This is a genomic window from Pseudomonas azerbaijanoccidentalis, assembly GCF_019145495.1.
Taxonomy (GTDB): domain Bacteria; phylum Pseudomonadota; class Gammaproteobacteria; order Pseudomonadales; family Pseudomonadaceae; genus Aquipseudomonas; species Aquipseudomonas azerbaijanoccidentalis.
The window spans coordinates 626,037-645,619 of record NZ_JAHSTU010000001.1 but is presented as its reverse complement, the minus strand read 5'-3'; the positions used below and the strand labels follow the sequence as shown (position 1 = coordinate 645,619).

11 protein-coding genes are annotated in these 19,583 nt (G+C 57.1%); 6 read left to right on the top strand and 5 right to left on the bottom strand.

The genetic code is table 11. The features are described 5' to 3' along the window. Positions 1-29 precede the first annotated feature (29 nt). Positions 30-1,085: a tetratricopeptide repeat protein gene (locus KVG88_RS02740; protein WP_217870250.1), complete on the bottom strand. Its 1,056-nt coding sequence runs from the start codon at positions 1,083-1,085 to the stop codon at positions 30-32. Positions 1,086-1,108: 23 nt separating this feature from the next. Between KVG88_RS02740 and KVG88_RS02735 the strand changes: the two genes are divergently transcribed. From KVG88_RS02735 to KVG88_RS02720, 4 genes are all read left to right on the top strand, one after another. Further along, a complete protein-coding gene (locus tag KVG88_RS02735) occupies positions 1,109-5,488 on the top strand; it encodes a hypothetical protein (protein WP_217870249.1) in 4,380 nt (1,459 codons plus the stop codon). A gap of 139 nt (positions 5,489-5,627) precedes the next feature. Then, positions 5,628-7,763: an FUSC family protein gene (locus KVG88_RS02730; RefSeq protein WP_217870248.1), complete on the top strand. Its 2,136-nt coding sequence runs from the start codon at positions 5,628-5,630 to the stop codon at positions 7,761-7,763. Beyond that, on the top strand, positions 7,753-7,953 hold the full coding sequence (locus KVG88_RS02725; protein WP_150700475.1) for a DUF1656 domain-containing protein: 201 nt from the start codon (positions 7,753-7,755) through the stop codon (positions 7,951-7,953). Before KVG88_RS02730 ends, KVG88_RS02725 begins: the two co-directional genes overlap by 11 nt. Before the next feature lie 4 nt (positions 7,954-7,957). Next, the gene (locus KVG88_RS02720) at positions 7,958-8,920 is read left to right on the top strand and encodes an HlyD family secretion protein (RefSeq protein ID WP_150700474.1); all 963 of its coding nucleotides are present in this window, start codon (positions 7,958-7,960) and stop codon (positions 8,918-8,920) included. A 201-nt stretch (positions 8,921-9,121) separates the two neighbouring features. Here the strand turns inward: KVG88_RS02720 and KVG88_RS02715 are convergent, their stop codons facing one another. The 4 genes from KVG88_RS02715 to KVG88_RS02700 all read right to left on the bottom strand — a co-directional run bounded on the left by KVG88_RS02715 (position 9,122) and on the right by KVG88_RS02700 (position 16,236). Next, complete coding sequence (locus tag KVG88_RS02715) at positions 9,122-10,543, bottom strand: efflux transporter outer membrane subunit (RefSeq protein WP_150700473.1); 1,422 nt, start codon at positions 10,541-10,543, stop codon at positions 9,122-9,124. Next, positions 10,543-13,731, bottom strand: coding sequence for an efflux RND transporter permease subunit (locus tag KVG88_RS02710; protein WP_217870247.1), 3,189 nt, complete (start codon positions 13,729-13,731; stop codon positions 10,543-10,545). Before KVG88_RS02710 ends, KVG88_RS02715 begins: the two co-directional genes overlap by 1 nt. Positions 13,732-13,746: 15 nt before the next feature. Further along, entirely contained in the window at positions 13,747-15,000 is a 1,254-nt protein-coding gene (mexE, locus tag KVG88_RS02705) for a multidrug efflux RND transporter periplasmic adaptor subunit MexE (RefSeq protein WP_217870246.1), read from the bottom strand. Positions 15,001-15,318: 318 nt separating this feature from the next. Then, entirely contained in the window at positions 15,319-16,236 is a 918-nt protein-coding gene (locus KVG88_RS02700; protein ID WP_034146545.1) for a LysR family transcriptional regulator, read from the bottom strand. 269 nt (positions 16,237-16,505) lie between these two features. Here KVG88_RS02700 and KVG88_RS02695 point away from each other — a divergent pair, with 269 nt between their 5' ends. Both KVG88_RS02695 and KVG88_RS02690 read left to right on the top strand, forming a co-directional pair. After that, positions 16,506-17,528 (top strand): zinc-dependent alcohol dehydrogenase family protein, encoded by a 1,023-nt coding sequence (locus KVG88_RS02695; RefSeq protein WP_217870245.1) that lies wholly within the window; start codon positions 16,506-16,508, stop codon positions 17,526-17,528. 565 nt (positions 17,529-18,093) lie between these two features. Then, positions 18,094-19,572, top strand: coding sequence for a hypothetical protein (locus KVG88_RS02690; protein WP_217870244.1), 1,479 nt, complete (start codon positions 18,094-18,096; stop codon positions 19,570-19,572). The last annotated feature ends 11 nt before the right edge of the window (positions 19,573-19,583 follow it).

Here is a 19,583-nt window from a genome sequence, read left to right as displayed (position 1 = left end):
GCCTTCGGCAGCTGCTACTTTGGTGTTTTTCAAAGCCCTTGCTGCAAGGCCGGGTCATCAGGGTTGAGCTGTTCGAGTTGGGCCAACAGAATCTGCACGTTTTGCAGCTGCCCACTTTCTTTCCAGTAATTGATCAGCAGCACCCGTGCCCGGCGATCATTGGGGTGGCGCTGAACGATTTCCTGCAATTGTTTTTGCGCCGCATCCAGTTCCTGCTCACTGTGCAGCGTGGTAGCCAGGTCGTAGCGGTAATCCTTGTTGTCCGGTTCAAGCTCCACGGCCTTGGACAGACCGAGCAAGGCGAACTCGCTTTGTCCGTGGTGCAACAGCCACAGCCCCAAGGCATGTTGCAAATAGGCCGAATCGGGCTGTGCCTTGAGCTGTTTGGCTAACAACTGGCGGGCGGCGTCGTTCTGGCCAAGCTTATCCAGCACTTCGATCTGCATCACCAGCGCGGGCAGGTTGTCCGGGGCAAGGCGCAAGGTGTTTTCCAGAGACTGCTGGGCCTCTTTGAATTCGGCATTGTGCAGATACAACCGAGCCAGCTGGTACTGGTTTTCCGCATTCTGCGGTTCACTCTTGAGGGTTTGTTGCCAGGCATCGATGGCCTGTTCCAGCGGCCCGAAATACAGACCAAGGTCATCCGGCGAAAGCCCGAGTAACGCGTTGACGGCGGCCAGGCGCACGCTCTGCTCGCTGTCCTCGAGCAATGGCCCCAGCAACAGGCTGCGCTGCCCGCTGGGAACCAGACCGCTGATGCTTTTTATCGCGGCAATGCGCACGTCCGGTGACTCATGCTGCAAATCCGCATCGGCCAGTTTCAGCGCCACCGAACTTGGATAGTTAGGCAGTTCGGCATGCAGCCAGACGCGACGCTTGGGTGAAATATCCGGCCGGGCCAATTGCTGATAAAGCACCCGCGCCGCGCCCGGTTGGCCGGCACGCGCTTTGGCCAAGGCTTCGCTGTAACCCCGCTTGATGGCCTCAGGGATCACCGGCGTGGTACTGCGCAGGAACGTCCACGCGAGGCCGATGGCAAACAGGACGCAAAGGCTGATGAGCAGATAGCGGCGGGACTTGGGCATGCAGAATCCGGGAGTAGACAGCTTTGGCAAAGTTGTCAGCTTCGGTCAGGCCGGGCTGTGAGTCAAACCTTGGGCTGTTTTTGAAAGAGAATATTAGGCGCCCAAGTAAAGTGACCAGATTGCCCCTGACGGATATGAAACAAATGCCACCTGCTTTTAACGTGAGTTCTGCAAGCAGTTCAAGGCCGACGTTGTCGTTGAACCCTGAATCAAAAAATCAAAACGCGCTTTCTGAAGGCTTTTTAGGCTCTCGGCAAAGCACGTATTGCATGCAAAACGTTAATGTCAGTCCGTCGTCCGCTCGCGTTGCGCGACTTGGCATCGCGCCTCCGGTGCTAGATTGCTCTTCATTTACGCGCATTCCAAAATTTTGTAGCCAGGCAGAGCTTGACCAGCAGTGGACAGCCCTGATTGAGTACTTAAGCGGTGCAAGGCTTTCCGAACAGGAAATATTTGATGTCTTAAGTTCCGGCATTCTCCAGAAAGAAACTGGAAAGGCTATCCGCGATATATTTGCCGATGCAATGCTGCGTTCGATCAAGCGCGGCGGGACGCCTTCTGAATCAAGACTGAAAGAGATTGTGGATGTAGTTTGCCATCTGCCGCACGGCCAATGGCAAGCTGCGTTGGGAGAGCAGGTTCTGTTTACGGCCAGGCCAGACGCCAAAGGTGTCATGGCGTTCATCCAGTCCGCCCTGGATGGTCAGAGTGCAGAACGAGAGAAGAAAATCAGCGACAAGCAGCTGGTATCCAATGCCCAGTGGGATGCAATCAAGGGCATAGCTCAGGACATCAGGAAGTTCGTTCGTCAAAGCCATGTAGCCCTCGACGATGCATGGCAGATGCTCAATGAGAATTGCGAAGTGCGACCCGCTCCCAGAGAAGCACAAAAGCATGTGGCGCAAGTGATTGCTGCGCTACGCAATCCATCACCCGATGAGCGAATTCGTTGGACTGACCACTTAATCGATAAGCTCGAGGCCGTCTACAACCAGCTCGATCCGGAGTATCAATGGGCGCCGCCAATGGCGGTGGAGACTGAGCCTGAGGTGATTTCGCTAAAGTTTTTCAATCCGCCGACATCGCAAGCTCCAAGTCTGTTGGCACAACTGAAGGACTTTGAGCGAGACGCAAATTTTCTTTCTAGCGTCGACACCACGGGACTGAATATTCCAGACGGTTTTCTTGGCAAGGTGTTGTACGTCTGTAACGCTCTGGACACGGTCGGCGCCTTGAAATTGGACAGTAGGCACATAACAACCCGACCCGTTCCACCGCCAAGCAGTGATGCGTGGAATAATGGAGCGTCGGATTTTTCACGAGTGCCGTTAGATGTTGCTTCGCAACGACCTCAAACCGCCGATACAGAACCACTCGCCACTTGGTGGGAGTTCGCTACCCAAGTGGACGAGATTCTTAACCAGATCACCCGCAAAGTTGTGCCTTGGGACAGCGTTTCTGCCGACGAAGAACTTGAACTGCAGGAAATTTTGCAGAGTGTTCGGGTGGACCAACCTTTAAATCCAGGAGGCGAGCCAAATGAACACCCGCAGCACTTGATGAATGATGTCGGCGTCCAATTGAGTAGCTGGTTGGCTCGAATGAGCGGCCGTTTAGTCAGCGCTGGCGTAGCTGCTGTGGGGCGCACGGGGGATTTGTTAGAGCGAAATCCGGGTAAAGCAGCCGGTCTGGTTGCTACCTACATGGCTGTCAGCTCCTTTTACACCCACTGGTTTCTGCCTGAGCCCGAACAAATGGTTGATCCTTTGCGAGGCTTGGAACTCACTCCCGATGTCACGCCAGATGAAAGCTCGCTGGTTGATGAATACGTCGTCGAGCGCATTGAGGATCTATTTGAAATTCAGCCGGATTTTGCAAGTGAAGTAGAAGCACTGATCAGCGAATCCGATTATCCAGATCCCGTAGACGATCCCCAGCTGATCGAGAAACTAGAAACACTTTTGCGGCAACCAGTACCGGCCAGCCAATATCTGACCTACCAGGATTACCTCGATGAAATCGCCGAATTGGCGGAGGTAGAAGTAGAAGCAGGTGATGAGCTCCAAGTCGATGGGGTGAATGGATCGACCATCGAACCAACAACTACCACGGAGCGCGGCCGGTCGATGGCCGCTATGTCCATAAACAGTCGTCCCAAGCGCAGCGTTGATGGCCATGGGGCTTCACTGTTTGATGTACAAGGTTCTGAAGGCGGCGTATCTGCACACGCTTGCGTCCGCTTGCTAGTTCGGGCGGCACAACGTTCAGTAGATGAAAAAAGTGCTATCCGGCCGGGTGAAGTCATCGCACCTGGAGTCACCATAAGTCAGGCCGCAGATCTGTTTGTCAAAGACTTTGTCGAGTTGCAGACTGTACTGAATCCGCCATTATTCATCTTGTCATCTGTAGAACAGCTGATCACCGACTCGAATTTGCCTGCTGATCTTAAAGCACAGTTAACGTATAAAACATCTGTCAGAGTCGATTACGACCTACCGCCCCCGAATGGAAAGCATGGTGGATATTTTCAACACACCAGTAGGTATGAAATGTTCACCTTGGCCGATCTGGTAATGGGGCAGCATGAAAGAAAGAAGAAATCACGCGAGGAGGTAAAAATTAGTTGGCCTTCCTCATACACAAGTGACTTCAAAGCGTCGTTGGAAGGCGCAAACCTTTGGGCGGATTATAAAGCCCTGTCGAAAAAGGTTTTATCCAAGCCTCAAACGTACGATTTATGGAAAAGCAATGTCGTCTTCAAGTTACAGCATTTGGTCAGTGATTATCTCGGAGGAAATAGTACTTCGAAAGAAGGTAAAGAGGTCGCTGAAAATTTTTTGGCGGGGGAAATTCGGGTTAGGCCTATCAGCATCAAACAGGGTAAATACAGCGATATGTTTCGTGTGTCAAATGCTGTTTTTTTAACCAGGAATCGTGGGCCGGAAGGGTTGTTTGTTTTCTTGGGTGAAAACGAAACTGTTATAGAGAGCCCTGTGGAGCTATTCCAGAAAGATGGACAGTCCATAGAGGCGTTTGCTGAGTTAAGAAACGAGTTATCAAGCCGCATACCGCTCAAGGATTTTTTAGCTCGTGACGATGATGATTTCAATTACAGTCAGGGGAAATTCGAATGGGGATGGAGCCCCGTTGATATGTTCAATGGTTATAAATGGCCTTATACCCCTATTATATTTGGTCGTAAAGACGGCCCCAATTACTATGGGGAGGAACATGACGCTTTTCAAGTCATGTTCGACGACGCATTTAGTAAAGCCAAATCCGATATGGACACATTGACCTCAACCTGGGGTGAACGCACTGTCGACAAGCTATTGGAGGTATTAACCAATTCGTTGACGGGGCTGGCGATGATTTTGGCGTTGCCAGGAGCACCCACCGCCGCGCTTGCCTTTATGATGGGGGCAAGTTCTTCGTCAGTGCAGTATTTGCGGGGGCATTTAAATGATGACCCCCTTGAGGCCAATCGACATAAATCCAATGCGGTAATAGGTATGGTTGCCCAAATCGCCGGTCCGTACGTCGGGAAAGTACTCGGAAAGGCATTTTCCAAGGCGATAGATTCGCGCGTCGCGGGTAAGATTTTTGAACGACTTCGGTATTCTGATTACTTTCCCGAGGCCATTTCCAAACATTTTCCGAAATACGGGCATGTCGCTTCGCCGATGGCTACTACTGCTGGAAAAATAGAAAAATGGATTGCGCCCAGGATAAGAAATCCCTGGATTATTCAAGATAAAGTAAACCGAAAACTGTCCAATAATGTGCTTGCGAGTCGATTGAGGTCTCTGGATAAAGGGCCGCAAATTGCGCAAAAACTCATGGACCGCTCCCGGGTTTTGTATTTTGCTGGGCCTAAGGAGGGTTACGTACATCGGGGCTTCGTGATGCGTGGAGACGTGCGATCCCCACAAGACGTTTTTACGAGTGGCTTCAAATCCAATGGGCCAGTAAACAGTATCAATAACATTAACGGCGTTAACCCTAAGAGTGGGGCGGACGCCGGTGTGCAAACGTCAGGTTATTACGATAACAACGGGATGGGTGCGTTTTACCAAGGAGGAAAGCAGGGGGGATACACCTATTTGATTGATGGCAGAAGTGTCAATGGCTATGACGTGCTGAGGAATAAAAACTGGATGTCTGCATCGGGAGCAAGATTAGGCTCTAATCCATATCAAATTAATTATGCGAAAGATATACCGGGTTCGAAGGTGCTCGGTGCCTACGACAGCGCTGGTCAGTTCATCCCCAATCCGAAAGCGCTGAATCGCGCCATTGAAAAGAGCATTCCAACTCCTTTTGTAGAAGCAGTGCCTTTTCCAATAAAGAAACTTGTTCAAAATCAAAACGCAACTCTAGCGTCGGGCGGGTTGCCTCAGTAAAGGATTGGCTGATCAGCCAGATAAGTCATTGTCAATCTCCGTCCCGGCATTTCACGGTTTGCGGACGGAGTTGCGGACAAAACCTTCCATCAACCCATGCAGTGACTACGCTTGCTGAAGATGAGTCAGCGAGCACTACATGCAAGCGCTACTGCAGTACTTCAAAGCAATCCTCCACCCCGGCCCCGGGGTATTGCTGTTTGCGTTGCGAACCATTGCGGCTGGGCTGCTGACGCTGTACCTGGCCTTTGTGTTCGATCTTGAGCAACCCAAATGGTCGATCATGGCGGTGGTGATCATCAGTCAGCCATTGGCCGGGATGGTGCTGGCCCGCAGTTTTGGCCAGGTCATCGGTACGACGTTGGGCGCGGCGGTGGCTGTCATGATCATGGCGATCTTTCCCCAGGCGCCGGTGCCGTTCCTGATTACCTTGGCGCTGTGGCTGGCGTTGTGTACCGCCGGGGGCACCTTATTGCGCTACACCAGTTCCCAGGCGTTCGTGCTCAGCGGCTATACGGCGGTGGTGGTGGGGTTGTTGGCGGTGCCGGACCCGGACGGCACCTTCTTGCTGGCCGTGACCCGTGTGACCGAGACGTTGCTGGCAGTGGCCTGTGTCTGTGTCGTCAGCCTGTTGACCGCTCGCCCGGAGGCGGTGGCCAAGGACTACTTCGCCCGGATCGATCAGGTGATCAAGCTGCTGGCCACTCACGCCAGCGCTGTCATTCGAACCGAGGAAAGCGAAGCTGAGTTCCACCGTCGACAAATGCAGTTGCTTGGACAGATTGGCGCACTAGAGGGTGTACGTCGGCACCTGTATTACGACGCGCCACGGTTGCGCAGCGCTGACGATCTGGTGCAATTGCTGGGCAACCAACTGGTGCTGTTGACAGCGCGGCTGACCGCGCTGCGCCATCAGCGCGATCTGTTGCTGGCGCGTTGGGAGGGTGAGATCCCTCCGGAGATTCGCCAGTTGCTGACAGAAGAACTCGAGTTTCTGGATGAACTGGCCCGGCAGGGGCGCGCACTCCCGGCAGAGCAGCGGCGGCAATTTGCGGCGCTGCAACAGCGCTTCGATGCGTTGGCCTACCGTTCGGAACAGCTCGTCGAACCCTTGAAGGCTACGTTGCGCTCGCTGTCATGGTCATTGCGCTGGGAACAGGCGCGCATGTTGCAGCAGCTGGAAACGATCCTGGAATTGAGCGATGCGATCCAGAGCGGACGCGGGGCCAGCAGTATGTTTCGCGGTCAGAAAAATCCGCTGCACCTGGATTACACGCTGGCGGCAATGAACGCTATCCGTGCATACAGCGCATTAATGGTCGCGGGCCTGATCTGGATTGAAACCGGTTGGGACGGTGCCCGGGGCGGGATGATCGTGACGGGCATTCTCTGTTCGTTGATGGCGACGTTTCCCCGGCCATTGCTGGCAGTCCAGAGTTACGCGCGGGGGTTGGGGCTGGCACTGGTGGTGTCAGCGGTGCTTCAGTTCGCGCTGGTGCCGATGATCAGCAGTTTCGAAATGCTCGCCTTGTTGCTGGTGCCGTTGCTGTATGCGGTCGCGGTGGGGTTGTCGAGCCCGCCTACCACCGGCACCGGGATTGGGCTGGGGCTGACGACGTTCTTGCTGTTGGGGCCGCAGAACATTGGGCTGGGACAGAACACCGCAATCCAATGGTTCGAGTTTGCCGGCGCTTACGTGTGCGCCGCAGCGTTGGCGTTGAGTGTGTATGCCTTGATTTTTCCCTTCCGCCCCAGCCTGCGCATTCGTCGGTTACACCAGGAAAATTGCGAGCAGGTCTACGCTTTGCTCAAACAACCGGCCACCGATGAAAACCAGTTTGCCTTCGAAAGCCGCATGGTTGATCGACTGACCACGATGCTGGGTCTGATACCTGCGGTTGAAGACAAGCCTTCGCGGGATTTGTTTGAAGTCAGTCTCGGCAGCATGGCGCTGGGCATCGCTTTGAATCAGCTCAGGCAACAGGGACAGGATAATCCGTTGCTCAGCCCTGACACGCAAAGCCGCTTGCTCGCCACGGTGCGCGAAACCGGGCGACTGATCGCAGGCCGGCCCGACATCGAAGTCGAACGTTTGCTCGACAGGCTGCGCGCCTTGGGTGATGAGCTCGACTCACTGCATTCAAGTGTCCACGCACATCTGTGGTCGGTGTTCCGCATGCGCGTAGCGCTGTTGATCGTGGTGTCATTTCTGGAACGCCACCGCAGCCATTTCGAATCCAGTGCCCCTGAAGGAGAGCCGAGACTTGCCCATTGATCTGGAAATAGGCGGTGTCTACCTGCCGCCGATTGCCCAGGCGTTACTGCTGGGTCTACCGATTTTTCTGCTGCTGGATTGGGTGCTGCGGCGCATGGGCGTGCTGCGGTTCGTCTGGCACGAAGCCTTGTTTGAAGGCGCGTTGTACGCCTGCGTGTGCGCAACGCTGATTCTGTTGATGGGAGCCTGACGCATTGAAGACGATTCTTGCCCGACTCACGACAGTCGCCGTGGTGGTACTGGCGTTTGTGCTTGGCTGGTTTGCCTGGGAGCATTACACCCGCGCACCCTGGACCCGTGATGCACGAGTGCGCGCCGATGTGGTGACGTTGTCCGCCGATGTCGCCGGGCGCATCGTCAAACTCAACGTGCAAGATAACCAGCATGTAGACAAGGGCCAGTTGCTGCTGGAAATCGACCCTTCGCGCTACGTCCTGGCGGTCGAGCACGCCAAGCGGGCAGTGGAAGTGTCCAAGGCGTCGTTGGGGCAATCGCAAGCGACCATCGTCGCCAGCCAGGCGTTGCTCAAGCAACGTGAAAGCGAGGAACGCCGTCGACGGACGCTCAAGGAACGCTCGGCAATTTCCGGCGAAGAATGGGAAAAAGCCAATACCGATGTGTCTGTCGCCCAAGCCGATTTACTGCGTAATCAGGCTAACCTCAGTTTTGCCCAGGCCAACGTGCAACTGGCGATTGCCGCACTGGCCGAGGCTGAACATGACTTGGCGCGCACGCGAGTTGAGTCGCCGGTTAGCGGCTACGTCACCAACCTGCTGACTCGCCAGGGTGACTATGCGACGGCGGGCGGAGCGCTGGTAGCGCTGGTGGACAGCAACTCGTTTTACGTCAGCGGCTATTTCGAAGAAACCAAGCTGCCGCGGATCGGCGAGGGCGACCGGGTGGCTATCGAGTTGATGAGCGGCGAGCGTTTTGGCGGCACCGTGCAAAGCATCGCCTTCGCCATCGCCGACCGCGAAAACCTGCCGGGCGGGCGGTTACTCGCCAACATCAACCCCAGCTACACCTGGGTGAAACTGGCGCAGCGGGTGCCGGTGCGGATTCAGATCGATACGGATTATGCCGGCAAGGACAAATTACGCGCGGGGACGACGGCGACAGTGACGGTGCAGGAAAACCAGTCTGACAATCACCGCTAACCCTGTAGGAGCTGCCGCAGGCTGCGATCTTTTGATTTTGATCTTCGCGTTGAGAACGCACAAACAAGATCAAAAGATCGCAGCCTGCGGCAGCGCCTACAAGGGTGTTGCGCGCAAAAAAAAGCCCCGCGACCGAATGATACGCGGGGCAAAAAAATTGGTTGGTTGCGGCCAACCAAAGGAGCTCTTTAGCAAACCGTGTTACTTGCTGGCGACCGTCTCCGGTTGCCAGCCGCCACCGAGGGCCTTGTAGATCGCGACGATGCCGCGATACAGATCGACTTCGGCCTGGGCCTGAGTGTCTTCCGCCGCCAGACGTTCACGCTGGGCATCCAGCAGCACCAGGAAATCGGCGGTGCCTTCGCGGTAGCGGATCTCGGCGAGATCGGCTGCGGAACGGCTGGACTCACTCTGACGAATCAGCGAAATCAGTCGCTGCTGGCGTTTGCCGTAGTCGCTGAAAGCGTTTTCCGATTCTTCCAGTGCCAGCAACACTTGTTGCTCGTAAGTCGCCAGTGCGCCTTCAGCATCGGCATCGGCGCCACGCAAACGGGCACGCACGCTGCCCAAATCGAACGCCGCCCACGTGATGCTTGGACCGAGTGCCCAGGCGTTGGCCGCCGAGGAGCCGATCTGCGAACCGCGCCCGGCGGTGAAACCGAGGAAACCGCTGAGGCTGACGCGGGGGAACAGATCCGCTTTGGCCACACCGATACGCGCTGTGGCCGAAGCCAGTTGACGTTCAGCGCTGAGAATATCCGGGCGACGTTGCAGCAATTCACCCGGATTACCAATCGGCAGAGCCTTGGCAATCGCCGGCAAGTCTTTCGGGCTAAGGTCCACGGTCAGCTTGTCCGGACGCTCACCCAGCAGGGTGGCGATGCGGTTTTTCTGCCGCACCTGCTCGGCCTGTAATTGCGGGACGCTGGCTTCGACCGAGGCCAAGCGCGCATCGGCGCGTTCCACGTCGAGCTGATCACCGACGCCAGCATCACGCAGGCTGATGGTGATCTTGCGCGACTCCTGCTGGTTGTTCAGGTTGGCCAGGGCGATTTTTTCGCGCAGTTGTGCACCGCGCAATTGACCGTAGGCGTCTACCAGTTCAGCAATCATGGTGACTTGCAGTTGGTAGAGATCGGCTTCAAACGCCTGTTGCTCGGCGTTGGCCGATTCCAGATTGCGCTGGATGCGACCAAACAGATCGATCTCCCAGGCCATGTCCAGCCCCAGGTCGTAGCGCTCGCTACTCACCCGGTCGGTGGTCTGACCAGGAATCTGACCTTTGGCCAGGTCACTGCTGACCCGGCTGGTGATGGTCGGCATGGCGTCATTGCTGACGTCATCGCGGATCGCCCGGGCCGCTTTCCAGCGGGCGAAGGCGACACGCAAATCACGGTTGCCCTTCAGCGACTCGGTCACGAGCTGGTTGAGGGTCGGGTCTTCGAATTGCTGCCACCAGATGCCTTCGAAACGCGAGCGGTCAAAGTTCTTCTGACCGGCCGCACCATCGGTAGCGCTGGTGATGTTGGCCGGTTCAAGGGTTTGGGTCTTGTAGTCCGGGCCAACGGCACAGGCGCTGAGCGCCAGTACCAGCAGGCTCGGCAGGAAAGCTTTCAAACTCATCAATGCGACTCCAGCTGATTTTGCAGTTTCAGCGCTTTGGCGGCCTTGCGTGCCTCACCGCGTTCGACAAAGTTACGAATCAGTACGTAGAACACTGGCGTCAGCAACAGACCGAAGAACGTCACCCCGAGCATCCCGGAGAACACCGCCACACCCATCGCATGACGCATCTCGGCGCCGGCACCGCTGGAGAACACCAGTGGCACAACACCCATGATGAACGCGAAGGAGGTCATCAGGATCGGCCGCAGACGCAGGCGGCACGCTTCGAGTACCGCGGCCAGCGGGTTCATGCCTTCGAGTTGTTTATCCTTGGCAAACTCGACGATCAGAATCGCGTTCTTACAGGCAAGCCCCACCAGTACGATCAAGCCGATCTGGGTAAAGATGTTGTTGTCGCCACCGGAAACAATGACCCCGGTAATGGCCGACAACAGGGTCATCGGTACGATCAGGATCACCGCCAGTGGCAGGCTCCAGCTTTCGTATTGAGCGGCGAGCACCAGGAACGCCAGCAGTACGCAGAGCGGGAACACGAACAACGCGGTGTTGCCGGACAGAATCTGCTGGTAAGTCAGGTCGGTCCATTCGTAGGTCATGCCGTTCGGAAGTTCTTCCTTGAGCAGTTTTTCGATGGCTTTTTCGGCCTGGCCGGAGCTGTAGCCGGGGGCCGCCGCACCATTGATTTCAGCGGTGATGAAGCCGTTGTAGTGCATCACGCGGTCCGGGCCAGAGGTGTCGCTGACCTTGATGAAGGTCGCCAGCGGGATCATCTCGCCCTTGTTGTTGCGCACTTTGAGCTGGCCGATCTGGTCGGATTCGAGGCGGAACTGTTGCTCGGCCTGAACGTTGACCTGATAGGTGCGCCCGAAGCGGTTGAAGTCGTTGGCATACAGCGAACCCAGGTAGATCTGCAGGGTGTCGAAGATGTCGCTGACGGCCACGCCGTGGGTCTTGGCTTTCTCACGGTCGATGGCGGCATCGACCTGCGGCACGTTCACGGTGTAGCTGGTGAACAGGCCGGCCAGTTCCGGAACGCTGTGGCTCTTGTTGATGATGTTCATGGTTTCTTTGTACAGCTCTTCGTAGCCCAGGTTGCCCCGGTCTTCGATTTGCAGACGGAAACCGCCAATGGTGCCCAGACCTTGTACCGGCGGCGGCGGGAAGATCGCCATGTAGGCTTCCTGGATGTTCGCGTACTGGCCGTTCAAGGCACCGGCAATCGCACCGGCGGACATGCTCGGGTCTTTACGCTCGTCGAACGGTTTCAGGGTCACGAACACGATGCCGGCGTTCGGGCTGTTGGTGAAACCGTTGATCGACAGGCCAGGGAAGGCCACCGCACTTTCCACGCCCGGCTGTTTCAGTGCCAGATCGGACATGCGCTTGATCACGTCTTCGGTACGGTCCAGGCTCGAAGCGTCCGGCAATTGCGCGAAAGCCACCAGGTATTGCTTGTCCTGGCCGGGTACGAAACCGGTCGGGGTGCTGGAGAAACCGAAGAACGTCAGGACCATCAGGCCGGCGTACAGCAGCAAGGCGATACCACTGGAGCGAATCACACGGGCAACAGTACCGACATATCCGTGGCTGGCCTTTTCAAAGAAGCGGTTGAACGGACGGAACAACCAACCGCCAAACAACTTGTCGAGGACCTTGGAGAATCGGTCCTTCGGCGCGTCGTGGCCTTTGAGCAATACCGCGGCCAGTGCTGGCGACAGAGTCAGGGAGTTGAAGGCCGAGATCACCGTCGAAATCGCAATGGTCAAGGCGAACTGCTTGTAGAACTGCCCCGTCAGACCGGAGATGAACGCCGCTGGAACGAACACCGCACACAGCACCAGCGCCGTGGCGATGATCGGGCCGGTCACTTCGCCCATGGCTTTTTTGGTCGCTTCGACCGGTGTCAGTCCGAGTTCAATGTTGCGCTCGACGTTCTCCACCACTACGATCGCATCGTCCACCACGATACCGATCGCCAGTACCAGGCCAAACAGCGACAGGGCGTTGAGTGAGAAGCCAAACAAATGCATCACCGCAAACGTACCGATCAACGATACGGGCACCGCCACCAGCGGAATGATCGAGGCGCGCCAGGTTTGCAGGAACAGGATCACCACCAGCACCACGAGGATCAACGCTTCGAAGAGGGTGTGAACCACCGCCTCGATGGAGCCGCGCACGAAGATCGTCGGGTCATAGACGATGCTGTAGTCCATGCCTTGTGGGAAGTTTTTCTTCAGTTCATCCATCTTGCCCCGAACCTGGTTCGAGATGTCGATGGCATTGGAGCCAGGACGCTGGAAGATCGGGATCGCCACCGCCGGCTGGTTGTTCAGCAACGAACGCAGGGCGTATTGGCTGGAGCCCAGCTCGACACGGGCGATATCTTTCAGGCGAGTGATTTCACCGTCGTCGCCTGAGCGAATGATGATGTTCTCGAACTCTTCCTCATTGACCAAACGGCCCTGAGTGTTGATCGACAGCTGGAAGCTTTGAGCATTCGGGGCAGGGGGCGCGCCCAGTGCACCGGCCGCTACCTGACGGTTCTGTTCACGAATCGCGGTCACCACATCGGTTGCAGTCAGGTTACGCGAAGCGGTCTTGTTCGGGTCCAGCCACACACGCAGCGAGTAATCGCCCATACCGAACAGCTGCACATCACCCACACCGCCAAGGCGCGCCAGCTCATCCTTGATGTTGAGCAGGGCATAGTTGGACAGGTAGAGCATGTCGTAGCGTTTGTCCGGCGAGGTCAAGTGCACAACCATCGTCAGGTCGGGCGACGCCTTGTCCACGGTGATACCGATGCGCGTCACTTCCTCGGGAAGTTTCGGCTCGGTCCGGGTCACGCGGTTCTGCACCTGCACCTGAGCGTTGTCCAGGTCAGTGCCCAGCGCAAAAGTGATGGTCAGGGTGATCTTGCCGTCGGCGGTCGACTGCGAGGACATGTACAGCATGTTCTCGACGCCGGTGATCGCTTGCTCCAATGGAGCGGCTACGGTTTCGCCGATGACTTTAGGGTTGGCACCCGGGAAGTTGGCGCGGACCACAACGGTCGGCGGCACAACTTCCGGGTATTCGCTGATCGGCAACTGGAACAGCGAGATGGCGCCGGCGATCAGGATCAGCAGCGATAGCACCGCTGCGAAGATCGGCCGTGAAATGAAGAATTGGGAAAAATTCATCGGAGTCGTTATCCCTTAACCGCGTGGGGTCGCTGCAGCCAGTTTCACAGCCGTACCCGGCGCGACTTGGGCAGGCGCGACTTGGGGCAGGTTGCTGGCTTCCAGCGCTTGTCGTTGTTGTGCAAGGGCCGCGAGGGTTTGCTCACTGGCCATCGGGATGACTTCAGGGGTGACTGGCGAGCCAGGACGCACCCGTTGCAGCCCCTTGACGATGATGGTGTCGTCCTTGTTCAGGCCATTGCGCACGATGCGCAGACCTTCGATTTTCGGACCCAGCTCGACCGCGCGGTAAGCGGTGTTGTTGTCGGCATCCATTACGAGCACGAACTTCTTGCCGAGGTCGGTGCCGACGGCTTCGTCATTGATCAACATGGCGTTGTAGGTGCCGCTGCCCACCAGTTTCAGGCGTGCGTACAAACCTGGGGTGTAGCTGCCGTCACTGTTGTCGAACACGGCGCGACCGCGGATGGTGCCGGTCTTGGGGTTGACCTGGTTGTCGATGAAGTTCATCACGCCTTGGTGCGGGTTGCCGTCCTCATTGGACAGACCCATGTAAACCGGGGTAGTGGCACCGCGTTTGCCTTGGCGGGCGAGCTGGGTGTACTTGAGGAACACACGCTCGTCGGCGTCGAAATAGGCGTAAACCTTGTCGGTGGAGACCACGCTGGTCAGCGGGGTGGTATCGGCGGTCACCAGGTTGCCGGCGGTGATTTCCGCGCGGCTGACACGACCGCTGATAGGGGCGGTGACGCGAGTAAAGCTGAGGTTCAGCTTGGCCAGGTCCAGTTGTGCTTGAAGTGCACCGACAGCGGCGCGTGCTTCCTGGGCAGCACTGGTGCGCGAATCGGCCAGTTCGGCAGAGATCGCGTTGCTGGTGCGCAGACGTTCGCCGCGCTGGGCTTCGTTTTCACTGCGAGTGGCGTTGGCACGGGACTGGGCGACCAACGCTTCGAGACGACGGACCTCAGCCTGGAACGGACGCGGGTCGATCTGGAACAGCAGGTCGCCTTTCTTGACCAAGGCACCTTCAGTGAAAGCCACTTCATCGATCTGACCGGAGACCCGCGGACGAATCTCTACGGTTTCCGGCGCTTCAAGGCGCCCGGTGAACTCGTCCCATTCGTTGACCGGTTGTTCCAGCACCTTGGCCACGCTGACTTTCGCCGCGGGCATCGTGGCGGCAGTTTCGGGAGCCTTGCCGCAAGCGCTGATCACCACCATGGCCAATAAAGCCAACGGGAAGCGCAAATGTTTGAATGACTGTTCCATGGATGCATCCGCCAATGTGTTGAGATTGGCGAATGATGCTCGGCGGGGTTGTATCTCACGAATCGAATGAGCCGAAGGTAACTATCATTCGGAATGATATAAGACCCGACTCAGCTCTCTAGCATGCACCTTTGGTTAGCGGGCTATCAATTGGCTTGATGTTAATTGTGTGTTGCTGAAAAAGCATTAATCAGGCTGAAACCGAGGTGACGCTATCGCTAGCAGGCTAGCTCCCACAAGAGTTTTGTGAACGCCAAAATCCAATGTGGGAGCCAGCCTGCTGGCGATAGCGCCATCAGCCTCAATTCATCATCAGGATCAGGCCAGACTATCCGGATCCCCAAAGAACATCTGAATCCGCGAGCGCAACCAGCGCTCCCCTGGGTCGTTATCCTGCGACCCACGCCACGCCATGTGCAATTCAAAGCTGCGTACCGGCAAGGGTGGGTCTTCGGCTCGCACGCCACCCGCCGCCGTCAGCGCGTCGGCCGTGTAATCCGGCACGGTCGCGACGATGTCGGTCCCGCTCAGCAAAGTGCTCAACCCGTTGAACTGCGGCACCGCAAGTACCACGTGGCGTTTGCGTCCGAGTTTTTCCAGCTCTTCATCTATAAAGCCGCTGAGGTCGCCGGCAAATGACACCAGTGCATGCGGGCGCGCGCAGAAGTCGTCCAGGCTCAACGGCCCCGGCACGGTATCGGCCCGCAGCAGTTTAGGTGAACTGCGGCGCAAGACTTTGCGCTTGGCGTTCGCCGGCAGGTCGGTGGTGTAGCTGACGCCGATGGAGATTTCGCCGGAGGCCAACAATCCCGGCATCAGGATGTAGTTGACCCGTCGCACCACCAACACAATCCCCGGGGATTCGGCGCGCAGGCGTTTAAGCAGCATCGGCAGCAGGGCGAACTCGACATCGTCCGAAAGGCCGATGCGGAACACCGCCGTACTTGTGGCAGGATCGAACTCGGCCGCACGGCTGACGGCAGTAGAAATCGAATCGAGCGCCGGCGAGAGCAGGGCGAAGATTTCCACGGCCCGCGCGGACGGCTCCATGCTGCGGCCGGTGCGCACAAACAACGGATCATCGAACAGCCCGCGCAGGCGTGAGAGCGCCGCACTGATGGCTGGCTGGCCAAGGAAAAGCTTCTCGGCAGCGCGGGTCACGCTGCGCTCGTGCATCAGGGTTTCGAATACGATCAACAGGTTGAGGTCGACACGACGCAGGTCATTACGATTCATCTGGAGTCCTGGCAGAGTCAGCAAACTTGACGTGAGCGGCCATATGAGAACAATGGCCAGCAGGAATATTACGGGGAAAGGCTGGTACTCTGCACCGAGTAATTCAGTTTTCCTACAAAGGCTGCTGCGGTTTCTTACGACATTTGACGATGTTGCCGCTCATGCGGAATCAATGACAGGCATGTCGACTATTAATAGCCACAGATAGTGTTGGGTTGAAAGCCCAGCTAGAGTTCATGGCATTAGAGGTTCATTTGGCGAGGTTTGCGATGTCCCGCACGATCCGTTTTCACAAGTTTGGTCCAGCCGAGGTGCTCAAATGCGAAGAGCATGCGGCCGCTCTGCCTGCACCGGGTGAAGTGCAGGTGCGCGTCGAAGCCATTGGCATCAGCTGGTACGACACACTCTGGCGTCAGAACCTGGCGTCGTCCCGCGCTCAACTGCCATCGGGCCTTGGCCAGGAAATGGCCGGTGTTGTCACGGCGGTTGGCGACGGTGTCGATGATTTGGCAGTGGGTGACAAAGTCGCCAGTTTTCCGGCCCAAAGCCCGAACGACTATCCGGTCTATGGCGAGTTGATTGTGCTGCCACGCTCATCATTGACCCGTTACCCTGATGTGCTCAGCCCGATTGAAGCCAGCGTGCATTACACGCCGCTGTTGATTGCCTATTTCGGCTATGCCGATCTCGCACGGGTCAAACCCGGGCAATTCGCCCTGGTCACTGACGCCAGCCACTGCGCCGGCCCCTCGTTTGTGCAACTGGGCAAGGCCATGGGTGTGCGGGTGATTGCCGCGACCAAGTCCGCGGACGAGCGTGAGTACCTGTTGTCGCTGGGTGCCGAGAAAGTGATCGTCACCGAGGAAGAAGATCTGCTGATGCGGATCAACAAAATCACCGACAACCGCGGTGTGGATGTGGTGTTCGATGGCCTGGGCGGCCCACAGATGTCGCTGTTGGGCGATGTGCTTGCACCACGCGGCAGCCTGGTTCTGTACGGCCTGCAAGGCGGTAACCAGACGCCATTTCCGGCCTGTGCGGCATTCCAGAAGAACATTCAGTTCTTCGTGCACTGTATCGGTAACTTCACCGGCAAGCCGGAACTGGGCATCATCCAGGACCAGGTCGCACTGCAACGGGCCTTGCGTGACATCAACCAGCTGACCGCCGACCGCGTGCTGCTGCCGCTCAAGACTCGGGTGTTTCCATTTGCCGAGTTTGTCGAAGCTCACCGCTACATGGACGAATGCCCATGCCGCGAAAGGGTTGCGCTCCAGGTCGAGCCAGTCTGACCCTCTCAAAGAGTCCGTGCCCTCACGGACTCTTTTGCTTTCAGCACTTTCCTACATGAGACTGTCCATTGATCCGTCAATGGAGCCGTTCAGCAACTGAACTGGTTTTTGCTCTCAATCTGTAGCTTCTAATCATCATCTAAGCCCTGATAATTGAATGATTACTTTCATCTCAAGGAATGAGCTATGGGGCAGTATCAGGCTGATACTTTTCAAAGCGTGCGGTTATCAACTACCCAACAATTAGCAGCTAGTTGCGCAGTTGCTGGGCAGACGCGGACAACTTCTTTCTTTATTTGTTGTGTTAAACGTCTGTGGGACGCTGTCAGACATTTCCTAGGATATCGAAATCCATTCAGAGAAGCCCAGTCTGCGCTGGCTTCAAGGGTGAGCGACCCTGTGCAGGGTTGCCGGAACCCACCAGGCGCTCAAATGTTGATATGAATATTTAAGTGCTAATCTTTACCCCTATAACCAGTAACCAAACCATGTTCAGGTCAATCTCCTGCGCTGTGCGTCCAGCTATATGCGCGATATTGAACGACGAGTATCCAGGTACATACAGATGACCAATATCCATGAACAAGCCATGAGCAACGTTTATCAACAAGTGCTGCTGCGATTGCTGGGTTTCTTTTCCCGGGCCGAACGCACGGCATTGCAGTTGTTGATTCAACGCTTGGGGGTGGCCGCTGGCGGCATGGAGCAAATCGGCGACTTCAAAGTCCTGGCTGTTCAGTCCGGTTCCCGTGACAGTTGCTACGCCCTGGCGTTGCTGCGTGCCGCGCAACTGACCATCGCCAGCCGGGCGCCGGCAACATTCCAGCTACGTGTCGCGACCTTGCGCCTCAACAGCACCGATCCAATGGCCCTGGAAAACATACATCGCACCTACAGCGCGCTGTTTATCCACGACGATCCACGGGTCGAGGTGCTGATGGTCGATAATCGGGAAGTTCTGGCGTTTGATCCCGTGGCGCCGATCACCAAGGCTGGCCGTGAGTCCGACCGTACCAATCTGCTGATGATCGGCCACGTTCGGTCCATGGACGGGCCGCTCGACCTGTGGGACAACGGCTACCTGGCCACTGGCGAGTTCTGGGGGCAAATCTCCCGCTGGAATCATGGCGTCGATGCCTTGATCAGCAACGATTCGCCGCGCCAGCAGAAGCGTTTCATGGAAGGGCTCAAGCGCGCTGCCACCAAGGCCGGTCATAACATCACCGGGCACCACGAGCCTGGCTATGAAGGATTGTTCGCGCTGCTCGACGACCTGGGCGGCCATGGTTACCGGCGGTTTTATGCCGAGCCGGATCGCCAGCCGTGGCGTCCGGCCGACAATTTTGAAACCTGCCGCCGCGCCACGCTGATCGATATCCATGACATGCTGGTCAGCAATCTGGAAGAGCGTTGGCCGCTGCTCACCGAGTTTCTCGGCTTCCAGGCGGACGAACTGGCGGCTCAACTCTGTGACAACGACTACACCAGTCTCCCGGTCTGTGCGCACTTGCGAGGGCTGGACGCCTGTTTTGTGCAAGGGCGCACCTATGAGGAGGGCGTTGGCGAATACCTGCAACGGGCCTTGGTGATGATGCGCCGCAAGCAACTGCCGGAGCGCTTGTGCGAACAGGCGATGGAAGCCTTCGGCAACCCGAAGGCCCTTGCCGAACAGCGCGCGCGCACCGCCATTGAGCTGCAACACGGCCCGGGGTTGAGCGAGGCGCAGTTGGTGTGCCTGTTGTTTGCGCCTTTTGTCGATGAGGGCGCTACGCTTGAACGCTTCCTGCGCCGGTGTCATCCCGGCATGCTGGTGGCGTTGCCTGATTTGCACCGCGCCATGCAGGGGCACCCGGTGGCGGATCAGATCAAGCAATGGTTGATGGATGTCAGCGGTCTGCCTGTCAATCTGGTGAGTGACTTGTATCGCATGAAGTCGGCGGCGGTGGATGAGGGCAGGGTGGCTGAGCTGGTCATCGGCGATGTCAGCGCTGATCCTGCAGACGAACACTTATCCGGGCCGGGCGAATCGTCAACCGGTGGTTGAGGGTGAGCTTC

What these genes read in the sequence shown, in the direction of transcription:
- KVG88_RS02740 (WP_217870250.1), bottom strand. Translation starts at nt 1,085, where the DNA reads ATGCCCAAGTCCCGCCGCTATCTGCTCATCAGCCTTTGCGTCCTGTTT.
- KVG88_RS02730 (WP_217870248.1), top strand. Translation starts at nt 5,628, where the DNA reads ATGCAAGCGCTACTGCAGTACTTCAAAGCAATCCTCCACCCCGGCCCC.
- KVG88_RS02715 (WP_150700473.1), bottom strand. Translation starts at nt 10,543, where the DNA reads ATGAGTTTGAAAGCTTTCCTGCCGAGCCTGCTGGTACTGGCGCTCAGC.
- KVG88_RS02710 (WP_217870247.1), bottom strand. Translation starts at nt 13,731, where the DNA reads ATGAATTTTTCCCAATTCTTCATTTCACGGCCGATCTTCGCAGCGGTG.
- mexE (WP_217870246.1), bottom strand. Translation starts at nt 15,000, where the DNA reads ATGGAACAGTCATTCAAACATTTGCGCTTCCCGTTGGCTTTATTGGCC.
- KVG88_RS02700 (WP_034146545.1), bottom strand. Translation starts at nt 16,236, where the DNA reads ATGAATCGTAATGACCTGCGTCGTGTCGACCTCAACCTGTTGATCGTA.
- KVG88_RS02695 (WP_217870245.1), top strand. Translation starts at nt 16,506, where the DNA reads ATGTCCCGCACGATCCGTTTTCACAAGTTTGGTCCAGCCGAGGTGCTC.
- KVG88_RS02690 (WP_217870244.1), top strand. Translation starts at nt 18,094, where the DNA reads ATGACCAATATCCATGAACAAGCCATGAGCAACGTTTATCAACAAGTG.